This window comes from Vibrio algicola (assembly GCF_009601765.2).
GTDB classification, from domain to species: Bacteria; Pseudomonadota; Gammaproteobacteria; order Enterobacterales; family Vibrionaceae; genus Vibrio; species Vibrio algicola.
Genome location: NZ_CP045699.1, coordinates 1206069 through 1223844 on the forward strand (window position 1 = coordinate 1206069; position 17776 = coordinate 1223844).

Consider the following 17776-nt stretch of genomic DNA (forward strand, 5'->3'; position numbering starts at 1 on the left):
AAGGACTCAATCACCTAGCCATAATACCGTTCGATAGACAAACCTTCGGGATCAATATCCGGCTTTTTGTTGTTAATGATGTCACTGACAAACTTGGCCGAGCCTAATGACATGGTCCAACCTAAAGTGCCATGACCAGTATTTAAAAATAAATTGGAGTATTGAGTGCCACCTAAAATAGGGGTGCTGTCGGGGGTCATAGGGCGTAAGCCTGTCCAGAATTCAGCTTTGGCAACATCGGCAGCACCTGGGAACATATCTTGCACCACAAAATCAATGCTGGCACGGCGTTTTTCAGGTAAATCAAGATTATAAGAAGCGATTTCCGCTGTGCCTCCCACCCGAATACGATCCTTAAAACGTGTCACTGCTACTTTATAGGTTTCATCCATGATCGTTGATTGTGGGGCGCGGTTTTCATCTTCAATCGTAAGGGTCAGTGAGTAACCTTTGATTGGGTAAATCGGTACTTTGATCCCAACGGTATCTAAAACCTGGGGTGAGTAACAGCCTAAAGCGCAAAGATAAGTATCACCCACAATCTCACCTTTATCGGTGCTGACACTGATGATTTTTCCGTTGGCTTGATTGAGTTTTTGGATACTGGTGTTCATCAAAAAGGTCACACCCAGTTGCTCACATTGTTTGGCAAGTTGAGTGGTAAACTTAAAACAGTCACCGGTTTCGTCACCTGGCAACCTCAAGCCACCAATAAATTTATCTTTTACATGTTGCAAAGCCGGTTCATGTGCAATACAACCCGACATGTCTAAAGCTTGATGTTCAATACCTAATTGTTTTAAGACTTGAATGTCTTTTTGCAACGCATCAATTTGCTTCTGTTTTCGGAATAATTGTAAGGTTCCCAATTGGCGAGCCTCATAGTCGATATCGATTTCACGGCGTAAATCGACAAAACAATCACGGCTGTATTCAGCAATACGCAGCATCCGAGCTTTGTTGGTTTGATAACTGCGAGTATTGCAGTTGGCGAGCATTTTAGTCATCCAAGATAGGGTATAACCATCCAATTCTTTCATATTGATCATAAAAGGTGACAGATCTTGTAGCATCCAACCAATCGCTTTAAATGGTACTCCAGGTGCCGCCCAAGGGGAGCTGTAACCAGGGGAGATCATACCTGCATTACCATGACTGGTTTCTTGCGCTACACTATTTTGGCGATCAACAACCGTGACTTGATGTCCTGACTTTGCCAAATACCAAGCACTGGCCACACCTAACACACCTCCACCTAAAACGATTACATGCATACGCCACCCTTAACAATAATGAAACATTTTATTCCTCTAAGCTTAAATTAAAACTAAGAGAATAGTGCTTTGTTTTTAGCGGTTAATTGAAATTTACCACTGTTAATGTTGATTTTTTGTATATTTATAACTAACTAATGTTAATGCTAGGGTATTGAAGGGGGGCGTAATATTATTTTAATGTATTCTCTCGCAGCGTTGTCGTAAAATTGTTGTCTGTATAGTTTATCCTGTTGAGGAGTTTATGAAACATTGGCTATTTTTAGGCATCGCAATTGTCTCTGAAGTCATCGCGACATCAGCAATGAAGTCAGCCGAAGGGTTTACAAAATTAATCCCATCAACTGTGGTGGTTATAGGCTATGTGATTGCATTTTATTGCTTATCCCTTACATTAAAAACCTTACCAGTAGGGATAGCCTATGCAATATGGGCGGGGTTAGGCATTGTGTTAGTGGCGGTTGTATCTTGGTTGTTGCATGGACAAAAATTGGATTTAGCCGCAGTTTTAGGTATGGGTTTAATCATCGCCGGTGTGGTGGTGATCAATCTGTTTTCTCATTCGGGCGGTCACTGATCGATTTATTCAGCTGATACGTATTGAATATGTCGCTTATGTCGAAAATCTAGGATCAATACCAACTGAGGATAACTTCCAATGAAACCTAATCATTACATGTTCCGTTTTTTAACTCTGATCAGTTTAGTATCACTGACAGGGTGTTTAGGTATGCCATCATCGGTAACGCCAATCAATAACTTTGATCCCAATAATTATACGGGTCAATGGTATGAACTAGCCCGTTTAGACCATTCGTTTGAACGTGGTTTATCACATGTTAGTGCGGAGTATTCTTTTCGGCAGGACGGTGGTATCAAGGTGCTCAATAAAGGCTATTCAAAACAAAAAGGACAATGGCAACAAGCTGAGGGGAAAGCCTATCTTGTCGAGGACAGTACCACAGGGTATTTAAAAGTATCTTTTTTTGGTCCGTTTTATGGTTCCTATGTGATATTTCATCTCGATCCAGATGGGCAATATGCCTTTGTATCTGGCCCCGATCATTCTTATTTATGGCTAATGTCGCGGACACCAATACTGACTGACGAGGTCAAAAAAGAGTTTGTGGATCAAGCTAATAAAAAAGGTTTTGATACAAAGCAGCTTATTTTTGTTGACCAGAAGCCAACAGAACGATAGTGCACTTTGAGAACGTTAAACCGCGAGTTTTATTGCTTGCACCTCATTTATGCCTGTATCCTATCAGTTATAACTATGCGCAAATTCAATATATAAGAGATATTTATGACTGATAGCATCTCTATGGTTATCGTTGAAGATGATATAAAGCTACAAACTATGCTGAAGGACTACTTTTTACAGCAACAATTTGTAGTAGAAGTCTTATCAAATGGCGAAAACATCACCAAGCTGATTGAATCCATCAATCCTGATATTATTATTTTAGATCTGATGTTACCCAATGAAGATGGATTAAGTATTTGCCGCCGCATTCGGCAAAAATACTTAGGCAAGATAGTGATGTTAACCGCAAGCGATGATGATTTTGACCATGTCGCGGCGCTTGAGGTCGGGGCGGATGATTTCATAACTAAACCAATCAAACCTCGCGTATTACTGGCACGGCTAAGGGCGGTATTAAGGCGTAATTACCATCTCTCTGTTGAAAACACCGAGCACTGTGTATTTGATAGTTTGCAGCTAGACAGTACATGTAAGAAATGTCATCTCAATAATGCGCTGATCTCTTTAACCGACAGTGAATTTGATTTGTTATGGCACTTAGCTCAAAGCCCAAATACCCCTGTATCGCGAGATATTCTTACCAAGCAGTTACGCGGTATTGATTACGATGGGATTGATAGGACAATAGATAACAAAATAGTGTCGCTGCGTAAAAAGTTGCATGATGATCCGAGCTCGCCAAATAAAATTATTACAGTCCGAGGCAAAGGTTATTTGTTTTCAGCAAGCGCTTGGGAGTAACAATGAAACGAATTTACCTCGAGTGTTTTGTTGGGTTAGTCTTACATTTGTGTCTTATATTAGTGGGTTACAATTTTATTGTTTATGACCTTAATGTTGACTATGACTACTTATTGGAAGATTTTGAAGGACAAGGCTTACACCATTTAGTTGGTAATATTTATCATAATCAAGGTGAAGAGGCAGCGTTAGCCGCTGTGGCCAGTTATGCTAAAACCACCAGACAAACCCTTAGCCGCCCAGACCGCATTCCTAACAACGTAACGACTTTTTTCTCTTTTACTTCACCTCAAAGCCATACCTTTCATGATGATGATCGTGTGCTTTGGTTCCGATTTACGCTCAACAATGACATTTATAGCCTACGCCCTGATATGAGCACCTCTTTACGGCAATCTATAGAATTTGACGATGACATATTGTGGGTATTTTTCATCGGAGGTTTTTCCGTTTACAGTGTGTTATTTATTTGGTTTTTAGGTCGTAGAGTTCGTGCACTAGAAAAGGCAACATTATCCTTTGCCAACGGGGGTTTTGAGACTCGGGTATCAGAGAAAAGTAACGCAAAAGTGGGCTCATTAAATCGAAATTTTAATTATATGGCCGATAAAATATCTGCGCTTATCTATACAAACAAAGCCCTTACCAATGCCGTTGCCCATGAATTGAGAACGCCTATATTTCGAATTCAATGGCAAGCGGAGCTATTGAGTGATGAAATCTTGCCTATAGAGCAAAAGAAAAAAATCATCAGTATTATTGAAGATATTGACGAGATGGAAACCATGGTCAGCCAATTACTGTATTACGCTAAAGCAGAAAGGGCAGATGTTGAACTTAATAAAGATAATATTGATATTTACCCGTGGATTTCCAATATAGCCGATAAATGGCGTAGTTCAAACGGCGCCAGAATTGAGATGCTCAATGACACGCCGTCTAATCAGGAGGATCAAACTGATCAACTGGAGTGTGATCCTTATATATTGACCCAAGCATTAAATAACCTGCTCAGTAATGCCAATAAACATTGTCAGTCGGTTATCTATCTTTCTTATCAGTTAACTCAACACACTTGTACCATCATAGTGGAAGATGATGGAGCAGGGATCGAACCCCGACATTGGCCTTTTATTTTTGATGCTTTTTATAGTGCAGATTCATCAAGAAACAAACAACAAGTCGGGTTTGGTTTAGGTTTAGCCATCGTTAAACAGATCGCTTTATTGCATAAAGGCGAAGTTCAAGTCAGTGCCAGCCAGCATGGAGGGGCTAAGTTTACCTTACGTTTACCACAACAAAGCTGAGCGTGACAAAACCATACATAATGGAGACATACATTGACATAGAGACGGATTAATATACTTAACATAGAAAACACTGTTTTAATATGTTGAGATAAAATGAAAAAACAAACATTAAGAAATGCTTTTTATTCACATCAAATAACAATACTGATTGCGTTATTTTTCGCTACAATCATTAACTTTCCAGTTTATGCGAAAATTTACCATGTGGTTTCTGCTGGGGAGGTCATTCGCTGGGTCTTTTTAGTTAGTGTACCTGTTTTTTTCTTTTGTGCGCTGATTATTATATTCAGTTTGTTTACATGGCCATATCTGACTAAACTGGTTTTTATCCCTATCATTTTACTTTCCAGTATAGTCAGTTATTCAAGTTATCATTATGGGACTTTATTCGACGATAGCATGATCGTGAATATTTTCCAGACAGATTATAACGAAGCGATATCTTATCTTAATATTTCATTCGCCACATGGTTTATAAGTGTCGGTGTGATACCATCAATTGTGTTATATAAAGTAAAAATAAAAAAAGATCGTTCTGCAATAATGTTTTTATTAAATAAAATTAAAGTCATTATGTGCTCGGTAGTGATTATTTTTTTCATCGCTTTATTTTATTATAAAGACTATGCATCTATTGGGAGAAACAATAGCTATCTAAAGAAGATGATTATCCCTAATGAGTTTGTATATAGCACTTATAAGTATATAAAACATCAGTACTTTACAACGCCAATCGTATACAGAGAGATAGGGCGTGATGCAATTATTCCCAACGCAGATCAAGCACGAAAACCGAAATTGGTCATCATGGTTGTGGGTGAAACGGCAAGAGCGCAAAACTACTTGGTTAATGGTTATGTTAGAAATACTACACCATTTACGGAAGATAAAAATGTGTATTCATTTAAAAATGTAAGCTCATGCGGTACAGCAACGGCTATTTCAGTGCCTTGCATGTTCTCAGCACTTAACCGTAGCAATTATGATCATGATATTGCCAATAGCCAAGATAATGTACTCGATATTCTACAACGAGCAGGCGTCGACGTTCTCTGGAAGGATAATGATGGCGGTGATAAAAAGGTCGCCAAGCATGTCATTAAAAAAATGGCACCGCGATCGGATAATAATGATTTCTGTGATGGTACAAATTGCTTTGATGAAGTGCTACTGAATAAGTTGGCTCAGGATATTAAACCACAAGATCAACTGATTATTTTGCATTTTAATGGCAGTCATGGACCAACCTATTTTAAGCGCTATCCTAAAATGGAACATGAATTCACACCAACATGTGATCGAAGTGACATTGAAAACTGTAGTACTGATCAGATCGTAAATACTTACGACAATACAATTTTGTATACCGATTTGGTTTTATCAAAAATAATATCAAAATTAAAAAATGAAACACAACACAGTACTGCCATGTTTTATATATCCGATCATGGAGAGTCATTGGGTGAGAATGGATTATATTTACATGGAATGCCTTACAGCATTGCGCCTAAATATCAAAAAACAGTCCCTATGATGTTGTGGATGTCGAATGACTTTAAAAAGGATATGCATATTTCTACTCAATGCTTACAGAATTTGGCCAATAAAAATGGATTATCTCAAGATTATGTCTTTCACACGATTTTAAGTTTACTGAATGTGAAGACAGAAGTTTACAACCCATCATTAGATTTACTTTCAACATGTAAAATACAATAAAACAAAGGTTATATTATGAAAAAATATATTATATCAAGCGCATGTCTTTTGTTTATTACAGTTACCGCGCAAGCAAGCCAAGCGGATGCTTATATTAAAAATGGCAATATCTATACTCACCAAGGCGATTTTAATATTGCATTTGGCGGCATGTATGGAAGTGATGTTTATAAAGGACAAAAAAATAATGCCATGCCAATTTTATCGGCTGGTTACCATGGTGACGATTTTAATATTGATGCTGGGAACGTAAACTATCGTTTTTGGGGAAATGACGATGATAAGATCACCATGGCGGTCTTCGGTACATTGGCTAACTTAGGTTATGACCACAATACTGCGGCGAGTCTAAATGGTATGAGTAAAAGACATATCAGCGCTGATCTAGGTTTTAGCACCGATGCCAAATTGTGGGGAGGGACGCTGTCGGGTAAATATCAACATGATGTGACAGGGGTTTATAATGGTGGCAATGCCAGTGAAACTTACTTCCACCCGATCAGCATCGGCTCTGCTAGTTTTGTGCCTTACATTGGGGTGAGCTATTTAAGTGCGGAGTATGTTGATTATTATTATGGCGTACGTAAAGGCGAAGCCACAACGTCAAGATCCGCGTTCAAAGGAAAGAGTGACTTTACCTATAGTGTTGGCTACAAATTTATTATTCCGGTCACTAGTTATATGGATATAACGCAATCTACCGGCTATAGCCGATTAGGCTCTCGTATTTCAGATTCACCTATTGTTGACAGTGCCAACCAATGGGCAACCACCGCTATGGTTGCTTTCCACTTTTAATCGCTTTAAATTAAATAAAAACAGCCCTGTGAGCAAGAACTCACAGGGCTGTTTTGATCATCGATAAAAAGTCAGATTAATTAATAATACGAGCTCGGAACGTTTTTCCTTTCATTTTACCGTTAGAAATAATCTTCAACGCTTTCTTGGCAACATCTTTATGCACAGCAACAAAGGCGCGAATGTCAGATAAGTTGATCTTACCTACTTGGCTACCTTGAATACTTTGCTCACCACCGGTTAATGCACCCAGAATATCGCCGGCACGTACTTTTTGTTTCTTGCCGCCATCAATTTGAATTGTCACCATTTGAGCAACATAAGGCGCATCAGACATTACATCTGAAGAAGGCAGGGTCGATGGCGAAATCGCAATGTCCATATACTCATCAATTTGAGCAACTTTAAACATTTCTTTTGGAGAGAATAAGCTAAATGCCATACCTTTACTGCCAGCGCGACCAGTACGACCAATACGGTGAACGTGAATTTCTGCGTCACGAGCCAGTTCAAAGTTGATCACCGCATCTAAATTTTCAACATCAAGACCACGAGCGGCTACATCGGTTGCCACTAAAATAGAAGCACTTTTGTTCGCAAAGCGCAGTAAGGCTTGGTCACGATCGCGCTGTTCTAAATCACCGTGCAAGGCAATAACATCAAAGCCTTTGTATTCTAACTCGTCTGCTACTTGTTGCGTTTCACGTTTGGTATTACAAAAAATAACCGATGATTCAGGCTTGTGCGTTAACAATAAAATCTGAGTCGCTTGTATACGCGCTTCAAAACTGTCGGCTTTATAGAAGAACTGCCTAATACTGCTATCGGTATGCTGGCTTTCAACCTTAACCAATTCAGGTTTATTCATAATGCGGTCAGCAATTTTTTTGATTTCAGGCGGGAAAGTGGCGCTGAATAACAAGGTTTGGCGCTCTTTTGGCGCTTCTGCAATGATGGCGTCTAATGAATCTTGGAAACCCATGTCTAGCATGCGATCCGCTTCATCTAAAACTAGCGTGTTCATTTCTGATAAATCGATTCGGCCTTTATCAAGGTGATCCAAAATGCGACCAGGCGTACCAACAAGAATATGCGCGCCATGCTCAAGAGAACCAATTTGAGGACCAAATGGCATGCCGCCACATAAGGTCAGCACTTTGATGTTATGAATGCCACGCGCTAACTTACGAATTTCAGTGGCGACTTGATCGGCCAATTCACGCGTTGGGCACAATACTAACGATTGAACGCGAAAACGTTTCACATTGAGGTTAGCCAATAAACCAAGGCCGAATGCTGCGGTTTTACCAGAGCCGGTTTTACCTTGTCCAATCACATCTTTACCTGCCAACATAAGCGGAAGGCTATCGGCTTGGATAGGGGTCATAGATTGGTAACCTAAGCTGTCTAAGTTCTCAATAAGTGCGCTATCAAGATTAAGGCTGCTAAATGATGCGTTTGTTGTGGTTGAAGTCAAAGTGTTGTTTCCTAATAATAAAGAGACAGACTAAGCGACATTTTGCTTAACCTGTTTTGAATGGGGTTTATTGCATCGCCAGTATTGAACTGATAAACGACACAATTATTAGCTGTTATAAATGTTAACTATTATATATTTTGTCAAAGTTGGCGGCGTTCCAGCCCGCCATCATGCGATCGCCAATTTTTAATACTGGTACGCCACGCGCGCCCATTGCTTCTAATTCTTTGCGGCCGCGTTGCAGTTGAGCGTCGCATAAGCGGTATTTGATGCCTTTAGAATCTAAATACATTTTCGCCGCTTTGCAGTGTGGGCATTTTGCACCCACATAAAGTACAACTCTTTTCATACTAATGTTCTTTACCTATTACGTATGTTGTCGTTTATTTATCTTTTTTGCTAAACAGATGAGGGAATAATTGCTGTTTTTCTTGTTCGCTTAACGATTCCACTCGAGCAATATTGGTGTCTGGGATCGCTTCTGGATTTGGGTAATGTTTTACCGCTTTTGCCATGCTGTCTTCACGGATCAAGTGTAGAACAGGATAGGGCGCGCGATTGGTTAAATTCTCAGCATCATCTGGGTGTGCGCCTGCAAAGCAATAATCAGGGTGGAAAGTCGCAACTTGAAAAGTGCCTTCCCATTGCTCTTGTTTCACTAAGGCATCGATCCAATCTAAGAAGAAATTATAGTCATCGAAATCGCTTAACATATTCGGGATCACAACCAATGTTGTCTCTAACTGGCTGACAGGCGTTTGCACTAAGCGAGTGAACTCTTGGAACACATCCTCGAGTAATGCTTCTTCCACTTTTGCATCGGACACAAATATACGGATCTGTTCATTGCGTTGCGGCTTGGCAGCAAAAGGGCATAGATTTAACCCGATCACGACATCGATCAGCCATTGTTCGACTTGAGATTCAATCTCGGTAAAGTTAAGCGTTGACATGGTGAACCTCAAATAATTAATCGCGGCGCATTTTAACACAGTTCGGGGCAACTGTTGATCTTAATAATCTGAAGTAAACTCAAGCTTTAATCTGCACCTTGACAAAAATTACAGGTATAATCGCAGCTAAGAAATTTCCAATTAAGACTTAGAGAGCTATTGAACCCATTATGGCTAAATTAACCCTACAAGAACAAATGCTTAAAGCCGGTTTGGTGAACAGCAAAAAATTAGCAAAAGCGAAGAAATCATCTAAAAAATCACGCGTACAAGCTCGTGAAGCTCGCGCGGCGGTTGAAGAGAATAAACAAGCGCAAATCGAGCGCGATAAAGCATTAAGTGCCGAGCAAAAACAAGCGGTGTTATCAAAAGAACTTAAAGCCCAAGTTAAACAGTTAATTGAAATGAACCGTATCACTATCCGTGATGGCGATATTGGTTATAACTTTACCGACGGCACCACAGTTAAAAAACTGCATGTTGATAAAGAAACGCAGGACCAATTAACCAAAGGTCGTTTGGCGATAGCGCGTTGTGCATCAATGAGCGAAGAGCCTGAATATGCCATTATTCCAGCCGGTGTAGCGGATAAAATTGCATTGCGTGATGAAAATACCATCGTGTTAAATAATGTATTAAGCGTAGAAGAGCAAGATGAAGACGACCCATACGCCGACTTCGTGGTACCTGATGATCTGATGTGGTAAACCAGAACCCTATTTGAACGCTATCGAATAATGCCATTAAGCCTCAGTTATTTTAGCTGGGGCTTTTTTACATCCCACGTTTTTAATTACTGATTTCATGAACAAAAGCGAGCTCACGGATAACTCGTCCCTCGTTTCCGAGATGACCTATTTGGGTGGTAAATCCCCGTCATTCCATGCATGAGCCTAAGCGAATAGACAGGGAATCTCGCTTTCAATTCTAACTTAAACTGTCAATGCTATAGCCAGAAGCTCGTCATCCTGAATAGTGAGGATCTCACACGGCCTGTTGAGACTCGAATTGTTGCGATAAATACCACCGAAACAACCCGCCCCAACCCTCCCTTGGCTGAAGATTCAGGTGCTTAACTGCAATGTATTTGGTAAAGGAAGGGGGCAGTTGGGTTGTCGAGGTTATTTCAGCGATCACCAAACAAACTCTTCCCCTTGATTGATATGGTTAATTGGCAATGATAATCAATAGAAGGGGAAGTTGGATGGGGTTGCTACTGAAACCTCGTTCTAATGCGTGGGACGGGTTGTTATGGCTTATTTGAATCTTGATTTCGTGGAGAGTCCACCGCACAGTATTCCAGTCTTGCTCTGTATATTTATACAGTTATAATTCAATTTTGTGAGTATTAAGCGGTTTTGTGTGAAAGCGAGAACTTATGCTTAGATGTGTCTTATTAGGCTCAACTTTAAGCAATTGTTAATTAACAACAATATATAAACATTAAAAGTTCATCCCTGTCACAACTGGCTCGTTAAACCCAGTTCTCGCTTTCTCCATCGCATAAAATCGGCTAAATGCTTTTAAAAAACCATTATTAGAGTATCTTATGGCAAGAAATGAATTGATTAGCAGCGATCGTGTGTAAAATCCATTCGGGTTTATCCGAGTTTCTTGCTAATACACTGTTAGTTTTTTAGGAGTGCTGTCATCGCTAGAATTTCAGAAAAAAATGATAGATTTCGCACGAAAGAAGAAATTTGTCACGATTTAAAAATGATATTAGATATGGATTTAAGCTACGGAACTCAGTTTTGTGTTGCATCTGAAATTTTGTGGGTTTGGTCTGAATTTTATGGCAAGCATAAAGGCTGTAAGTATTGGTCTGAAGAAGCTCTAAGAATCTGGCCAACGCAGGAACCATCAGTTAAAGGGTTGGTACATGAACATCTTATTCCTAGGAAAGTACTTATTCATAAATTATTTAACGAAGTCGAGTGTGACCAGTATAAAATATATGAATTCTTAGAAAAGTTTTGTATCGGTGTTGTAGTTACGAAAACCGAAGATCAAGCACTTAATGATGCAGGTTTAAACTCAAAAATGCCGGATGATTGGGATAACCAAGATCCTTGGGCAAGATATACTGAAATTGGCTTGAGTGTTGTAGAAAAAAACTAACAAGTTGCTCAAGCAGGACAAAATACAGTTGGTTTTTTGCTCGTGCCTCGCTTATTTTAACCAACTATATTTTGCCTCTTAGCAAGGCGTTATATTTTCAGGGAGGTTTGGTGGATATTCAAAATCAGGGCATCATATTAAATGTTTTTAACTTTGATAAATGTGTTTCATTTTATAAAACAGTTTTTAATTTACCTGAGATGTTTACAAAGATTGATGGTGACTTTAAATTAACGTGTCTAGAATTTGGCAGTTCCTATCTAATGTTAGAAACAGGCGGCGTAGCTAGCGAATCAGAAAAGGATATATCCCAAAACCCCACAATACTAAGATTTAATGTTGCTAGCATTCAAAAAGCACTAGAGCATATTTGCAAATTTGATAGTAATGCGAAAATCATTGAAAATGATTGGGGATCAATTATTAGAGTTATAGACCCTGATGGTAACCCAATTAGTATTAGGGATAATTCAGGTTTTCAGCGTCAAATGAAAATATAACAAGAAAATCAACAAGGATACGTAACAGTTGGCTACGTTTCGCTTCGCTACACAATTTTAGCCAACTATTACTTAGCCTGTTATTTAGGCGTTATATGCAATGGAGTGTTCAATGTTTATCGTATCCCTAACATACAAATCGGAATTATCAGAAGTTGATAAACTCATAAGTGAGCATGTCACTTTCCTAGAAAAATATTATGCTTTAGGTAAATTCATCGCCTCAGGTCGTAAAGTTCCTCGTACTGGCGGAATCATCTTAGTAAATGCATCAAATAAAGACGAAGTGGAAACAATCGTAAAAGAAGATCCATTTCACATCGCAGATTTGGCAAACTACGAAATTACAGAGTTTGTTCCGACTATGGCGGCAAAAGAGTTCGAAGCAATCAAAAATTGCATATAACAAGTTGCTCAAGCAGGACTCGTAACAGTTGGCTCGGTTCCGCTTCGCTCCACATTTTAGCCAACAATTACTCGCCTCTTAGCAAGGCGTTATGTTTAAAGGAGGCTTTATGATTTATTCGACTACCGAATCAATTCCGGGTAAAGAGATTCAAGAAATAGTGGGTATTGTTACTGGTAATGTTGTTCAAGCAAAACATATTGGCCGTGATATTATGGCTAGTTTGAAGAGTATTGTTGGTGGTGAAATTCGTGGTTATACCGAAATGCTCACCGATGCACGTGATATAGCCGTTTCACGTTTAGTTGAAAATGCTCGTGAAAAAGGAGCAGATGCCGTTGTTGGTGTTCGATTTACTACAAGTACAATTATGGATGGTTCATCCGAAATTATGGTATTTGGTACAGCGGTTAAATTAAAAACATAACAAATAAGGATAGGTGTCGCGCAGCCGACACCTTATCTGGGTATTCTGGTCTAATCGATCTGGACACCTTGATTGTGGATAATACGATAATCAATCGAGGTGAATATGAATACAAAACGTCAATATCGAACTTATACGAAAGAATTTAAAGAAGAGGCAATCGGCCTTATTACCGAACAAGGGTATTCTGTCGCCCAAGCTGCTGATGCGTTGGGAGTATCACAAAACCTGCTTTACACTTGGAAGCAGAAGGCTGACGAACTCAATAATTCATCTGTCAACGCAGATGAAAAAACGGAATTAATGGCTCTGAGAAAGGAAGTAAAGCAGCTTAGAATGGAGAAAGAGATCCTAAAAAAAGCCAGCGCCTTCTTTGCGAAAGAAATGAAGTAAAGTTTCAATTTATTCGAGAGCATCGCTCTCGATTTCCAATAAAAATGCTTTGTAACGCACTAAAAGTAAGCCGCAGTGCATTTTATGATTGGTTAGCAAGACCTGCTCAGATCATTACTGAGCAAGAGCTTAATTAATGGCATCACATCATCAATGAGCAGCGTTGGAGCTTGTTTAGACAATGCAGTCGTCGAACGGTTCTTCGGTAGCTTGAAAAATGAATGGCTACTCAATGTGGTTTATTTAACGCGTGATGCAATAAAAGAAGATGTTGAAGAATATATCCGGTATTACAACCATGAAAGGTTGCATACTACGCTTGGTGATTTAACGCCAATCGACTATGAAAAATTACAAAGTCAGGTGTCCTATTGGGCTTGACCAGAATAGTTTTAATTGGCGCGAGTAAGAAGCAACAAATTACAGATGCAGTTCAAATGCTTGATAACCAAGATTTCAGTGCACAAGAATTAGCCGCGATAGAGGTGATATTACGCGGATAGCTGTTATGATTGAACATGAATTGTTGCCATTGATAAAAGGAAATTATAACAATGAAATTATACGAATTTGCGCCAAATCCAAGCTCTCGCCGGGTGACTATATTTTTAAAAGAGCTTGGGATTGAGCTTGAAACGGTTCAACTGGATGTTCGAGCTGGCGAAAACTTAACCGAAGAGTATTTAGCCAAAAGCATTAATGGCAAAGTGCCAATGCTAGAGCTGAATGATGGCACTTGCATTAGTGAAACGGTGGCAATTTGTCGTTATATTGCACAACAAAAGCAAAACTTCAGCTTGTTTGGTGAAACGCCGGTGGAAGCCGGTTTAGTGGAAATGTGGCAGCGCATTGTTGAACTTGATGGTTTATACGCAGGCTTCCAAGCATTTAGAAACTTGTCGGGTGTCTATAGTGACCGTGAGCGCTGTGTTAAAGAATGGGGGGTGGAGTCAAAACGTCGGGTTGAAGAGTTTTTACCTAAGCTTGATAAGCAACTCGCAACACATCCATTTATTGCGGGGAAAAAACTCAGCATTGCCGACATTACCGGATTCTTATTTGTCGGTATTATTTGTCTTAAAGCGTTAGAAATCGACGCTCTAAGCGATTATCCCAATATAACCCGTTGGTTTGAGATGTTATCGCAACGTCCGGCTTTTCAGTAATGCTCATCATGACAAAACCGTGCTGATTTAATATGCTGGTTTCTGCAACATAAATTAAAGCTCACCGGTTTTAAGCGAATAGCAAGGTGAGTTTTTTTGTGCTTATAAAAACTGACCAAGTGTATATATTCACTAACAAAACCTTGCGTGATGGGTAAAGCTCTGCATTAATAGAGACAGAAGGATTTACAGTGAGAGAAACAAAATGACAGAGACTTTTCTGATCGATCAATGGACGTTTAACAACAAAAAACCTCAACAAGTAAAAGATCAAAATGAACAACAATTAACCGTCGAATCTGGTAATTGGTATCACTGCCAACGTGAATCTTCCGGCTTGCGAAAATGGCTGCAATTCAATCAGATTGAGCAAGGTATTATCGATAGCTTATTGACTGATGATACACGCCCTCGTTTTGAACAATATGAAGATGGCTCATTTTTGCTCATCTTACGAGGGGTGAACCTGAACCAAGGCGCGAAACCCGATGATATGCTCAGTATTCGACTGTTTTGGAAAAATAATTGCTTAATCTCCACCAGAAAGGTCTCTTCCAAAACCATTAGCAGTATCCGCAATGCTTTACTTAAAGGCAATGGTCCTAAATCGTTGCCGCATTTATTAATGGCGATCATTAGTGGTTTAAACCAGAATATTGAAAAGTTTTTAAACCAAACCGAAGAGCGATTGTTTGAATTAGATGAAGTGGAACATGATGACAACGAACTGCATTTGATTCATAAGCGGATCCTAAAATTACGCCGCTTTCTAAAACCACAACGTTATGCATTAAATGATCTGGTTGAAGCCAATATTAACGAGATTAGCTCGGTTGAAACTCATAGTTGGAACGTGCTGGATACCACTACGCGCTTAACCGAATCGATGGAATTTTACTTGGAGCAGATCCAAGTAATGAAATCGGAAATTGAACAAGAGCAAGCAGAAAAAATGAACCGAAATACCTATTTATTTACCATAGTGGCGGCGATATTCCTGCCATTAGGTTTCTTAACCGGTTTGCTCGGGATCAACATTGGCGGCATGCCTGGGGTCGAAAACCCAATCGCGTTCGCTATTTTTTGTGCCGCGCTGGTTGTTACCTTGATAGGGGAATTATTGTTGCTTAAGTGGTTGAGATTCTTTTAATTAACCAATAATTACAGTGTCACCTTTTTATGTGGCGTCAAAGTAACACAGCAATCTTACAATGCAAAAACAAGCCTGACTTTGGCTTGTTTTTTTTTATGTTTGGGTTAAGTTAACGCTACATTTTTTGTGTAGATAATTATCATGCCCGTTCAAAATAAAAACATGTTAGGCGCAATGTTGGTCATACTTGCCACCTTATCTTTAACCTTAAAAGATAGTGCCGATAAATATCTGATATTACATGGCTTTCATCCAGTACAAATGGTGTTTTTCCGCTTTACCATCCCATTTTTATGCATGCTTATCTTTATGCCCAAACAAACCAAGACGGCTATTTTAGCCACCAATGGCAAATTGCTGATCCGCTCGGCATTGTTTTTGGTGTGCGCCATTACCTCAGTAATTTCTTTGAAATACATTCCGCTTGAAGTCTATATCATCGTTGTGCAGATGGGCAGCGTGGCCTACATGTTAGGTGGGGCGATTTTCTTTAAAGAAACCCTAACACCGGTCAAGATAATCGCCACGTTATTAGGCTTTGCTGGGGTGGTGATCGTGATGAATCCGACCGATGTTGGTGGTTTACATTTAATCTACTTATTGCCATTAGTGATCGTGGTTGCCAACACCGGTTATAACTTGCTGACCAAAACCATTGATTCGAGCGTGTCGTTTATTTCAATTTTTATTAACTCGTTTTTTATTTTGGGTTCAGTCTCAACCATTCTTTTGATAGCGCAGCCAGATATGTGGATCTCCCCAACGATGGAATCCATCCCTTATTTCATCACCATTCCTGTGGTCACGATTGTGTCACAACTGTGTTTGATTAAAGCAATGAAGATAGCGGATGCCTCACATGTCGCGCCATTCTTTTATTTCCAGATCCTGTTTGCTTGTATCTTCGGTTACTGGTTATTCGATGAACTACCGACTATTTTCACTCTCGGTGGTGGGGCATTTATTGTTGCGGCAGGGATTATCATCACTTATGCCAATTACAAACCGAACAGAAATAAATCAAAACAAGTACAGTAACCATAAAGGCTAACATTGACTGATTATACCAATTCGATTGAATATTTGATCAATTGGAATACGCCGAAAAGACGCTGATCCGTCCTTGGTCGCTTGAGAAAAGGCCATCCATGGCCTTTGACACTTTTCTCTGTACTCAATTTTGAACGATCATTTAATTGATACAATTGATATTACTTTTGATGCGACTCATCTTTTCTAAACGGCTGAGTTAGCATCTTGAGCAAACCTTGTTCCTGTGGTTGCCGAAAGATTCCTAATCCAATTTTCATATCTCGGTGGCCATCTTTTGGCTCAGCAATATAACTGCCAAAACAACGATCCCAAATCGATAAACAAAAGCCATAGTTACTGTTGGTTTCGTTTAAGTGCACCGAGTGATGAATACGGTGCATATCTGGCGTGACAACGAATTTACGCAGCAGGGCATCAAACTTCAAATTCAAACGCACATTACTATGATTAAACATGGCGCTGGCGTTTAAAATCACTTCAAATAGCAGTACCGCAATGGGTGAAATGCCTAATATGACAATAGCCGCTATTTTTACCCACATCGATAACCAAATTTCAATAAAGTGAAAACGCGAACCTGTGGTGGCATCGATATCTTGATCGGAATGATGGACGCGATGTAAGCGCCATAACAACGGGATTTGATGAAACAAACGATGTTGCCAATAAATAATACCATCAAGTAAAACAATCGAGATTAATACTTCAATCGGCGACGGCAACTTGAGCCAGTGAAGTAACCCCCATTGATGCTGAGTTGCAGTAAAAGCCACTCCCATTGCCAAGAAAGGTAAAGTGAATGGCAGTAGTGCGCCGTTTAATGCCACAAATCCCAAGTTATTTAACCAACGAAAATTTTTGGGTTGTGTTAAGGCTTTACGGGGACGTTGTATTTCCCATACGGCCATAACAAGTAGTACTAAAATAAAGCACACCAAACGGATTAAGGTTTGGTTGTTGGTCATAAAATCGGTCATATAAATCGCTTAATCGATGATGAAGGCATAATGCCTTA

At 39.5% G+C, this 17776-nt stretch carries 20 protein-coding genes and 1 pseudogene; 16 read left to right on the forward strand and 5 right to left on the reverse strand.

Going from position 1 to position 17776, the window contains the following annotated elements:
* Positions 1–14: 14 nt before the first annotated feature.
* Entirely contained in the window at positions 15–1274 is a 1260-nt protein-coding gene (locus tag GFB47_RS05565) for a D-amino acid dehydrogenase (RefSeq protein ID WP_153447074.1), read from the reverse strand.
* A gap of 244 nt (positions 1275–1518) precedes the next feature.
* Here GFB47_RS05565 and GFB47_RS05570 point away from each other — a divergent pair, with 244 nt between their 5' ends.
* The 6 genes from GFB47_RS05570 (at position 1519) to GFB47_RS05595 (ending at position 7109) form a co-directional block, all read left to right on the forward strand.
* Entirely contained in the window at positions 1519–1851 is a 333-nt protein-coding gene (locus GFB47_RS05570; protein WP_153447075.1) for a DMT family transporter, read from the forward strand.
* Positions 1852–1950: 99 nt separating this feature from the next.
* A complete protein-coding gene (locus tag GFB47_RS05575; protein ID WP_153448160.1) occupies positions 1951–2475 on the forward strand; it encodes a lipocalin family protein in 525 nt (174 codons plus the stop codon).
* 105 nt (positions 2476–2580) lie between these two features.
* On the forward strand, positions 2581–3282 hold the full coding sequence (locus tag GFB47_RS05580; protein ID WP_153447076.1) for a response regulator transcription factor: 702 nt from the start codon (positions 2581–2583) through the stop codon (positions 3280–3282).
* Between the two features lie 2 nt (positions 3283–3284).
* A complete protein-coding gene (locus GFB47_RS05585; RefSeq protein ID WP_153447077.1) occupies positions 3285–4589 on the forward strand; it encodes an ATP-binding protein in 1305 nt (434 codons plus the stop codon).
* Between the two features lie 96 nt (positions 4590–4685).
* A complete protein-coding gene (locus GFB47_RS05590; RefSeq protein WP_153447078.1) occupies positions 4686–6311 on the forward strand; it encodes a phosphoethanolamine transferase in 1626 nt (541 codons plus the stop codon).
* A gap of 15 nt (positions 6312–6326) precedes the next feature.
* Positions 6327–7109 (forward strand): MipA/OmpV family protein, encoded by a 783-nt coding sequence (locus GFB47_RS05595; protein WP_153447079.1) that lies wholly within the window; start codon positions 6327–6329, stop codon positions 7107–7109.
* Between the two features lie 76 nt (positions 7110–7185).
* Here the strand turns inward: GFB47_RS05595 and dbpA are convergent, their stop codons facing one another.
* From dbpA to GFB47_RS05610, 3 genes are all read right to left on the reverse strand, one after another.
* On the reverse strand, positions 7186–8586 hold the full coding sequence (gene dbpA / locus GFB47_RS05600) for an ATP-dependent RNA helicase DbpA (protein ID WP_153447080.1): 1401 nt from the start codon (positions 8584–8586) through the stop codon (positions 7186–7188).
* Positions 8587–8710: 124 nt separating this feature from the next.
* Positions 8711–8938 carry a glutaredoxin family protein gene (locus tag GFB47_RS05605; RefSeq protein ID WP_153447081.1) on the reverse strand — a complete coding sequence of 76 codons (228 nt, stop codon included), beginning with the start codon at positions 8936–8938 and terminating at the stop codon, positions 8711–8713.
* A gap of 34 nt (positions 8939–8972) precedes the next feature.
* Positions 8973–9542, reverse strand: a complete 570-nt coding sequence (locus tag GFB47_RS05610; protein ID WP_153447082.1) for a DUF1415 domain-containing protein — start codon at positions 9540–9542, stop codon at positions 8973–8975.
* Positions 9543–9712: 170 nt separating this feature from the next.
* Between GFB47_RS05610 and GFB47_RS05615 the strand changes: the two genes are divergently transcribed.
* The 10 genes and pseudogenes from GFB47_RS05615 to GFB47_RS05660 all read left to right on the forward strand — a co-directional run bounded on the left by GFB47_RS05615 (position 9713) and on the right by GFB47_RS05660 (position 16746).
* A complete protein-coding gene (locus tag GFB47_RS05615; protein ID WP_153447083.1) occupies positions 9713–10249 on the forward strand; it encodes a DUF2058 domain-containing protein in 537 nt (178 codons plus the stop codon).
* A 1021-nt stretch (positions 10250–11270) separates the two neighbouring features.
* Positions 11271–11663 carry a hypothetical protein gene (locus tag GFB47_RS05620; protein WP_153447084.1) on the forward strand — a complete coding sequence of 131 codons (393 nt, stop codon included), beginning with the start codon at positions 11271–11273 and terminating at the stop codon, positions 11661–11663.
* Positions 11664–11773: 110 nt separating this feature from the next.
* Positions 11774–12163 (forward strand): VOC family protein, encoded by a 390-nt coding sequence (locus GFB47_RS05625; protein ID WP_153447085.1) that lies wholly within the window; start codon positions 11774–11776, stop codon positions 12161–12163.
* A 112-nt stretch (positions 12164–12275) separates the two neighbouring features.
* Positions 12276–12569, forward strand: a complete 294-nt coding sequence (locus GFB47_RS05630) for a YciI family protein (RefSeq protein WP_153447086.1) — start codon at positions 12276–12278, stop codon at positions 12567–12569.
* 109 nt (positions 12570–12678) lie between these two features.
* Complete coding sequence (locus tag GFB47_RS05635) at positions 12679–12996, forward strand: heavy metal-binding domain-containing protein (protein ID WP_153447087.1); 318 nt, start codon at positions 12679–12681, stop codon at positions 12994–12996.
* A gap of 105 nt (positions 12997–13101) precedes the next feature.
* Positions 13102–13770, forward strand: a pseudogene (locus GFB47_RS05640) (transposase).
* The gene (locus tag GFB47_RS16685; protein WP_267904240.1) at positions 13767–13892 is read left to right on the forward strand and encodes a hypothetical protein; all 126 of its coding nucleotides are present in this window, start codon (positions 13767–13769) and stop codon (positions 13890–13892) included. The pseudogene GFB47_RS05640 and the gene GFB47_RS16685 overlap by 4 nt, the downstream one beginning before the upstream one ends.
* A gap of 51 nt (positions 13893–13943) precedes the next feature.
* The gene (locus tag GFB47_RS05650) at positions 13944–14555 is read left to right on the forward strand and encodes a glutathione S-transferase family protein (protein ID WP_153447088.1); all 612 of its coding nucleotides are present in this window, start codon (positions 13944–13946) and stop codon (positions 14553–14555) included.
* A 205-nt stretch (positions 14556–14760) separates the two neighbouring features.
* On the forward strand, positions 14761–15705 hold the full coding sequence (locus GFB47_RS05655) for a zinc transporter ZntB (RefSeq protein ID WP_153447089.1): 945 nt from the start codon (positions 14761–14763) through the stop codon (positions 15703–15705).
* Between the two features lie 144 nt (positions 15706–15849).
* A complete protein-coding gene (locus tag GFB47_RS05660; protein WP_153447090.1) occupies positions 15850–16746 on the forward strand; it encodes a DMT family transporter in 897 nt (298 codons plus the stop codon).
* Between the two features lie 173 nt (positions 16747–16919).
* Here the strand turns inward: GFB47_RS05660 and GFB47_RS05665 are convergent, their stop codons facing one another.
* On the reverse strand, positions 16920–17726 hold the full coding sequence (locus GFB47_RS05665; protein WP_178306483.1) for a sterol desaturase family protein: 807 nt from the start codon (positions 17724–17726) through the stop codon (positions 16920–16922).
* Positions 17727–17776: the final 50 nt, after the last annotated feature.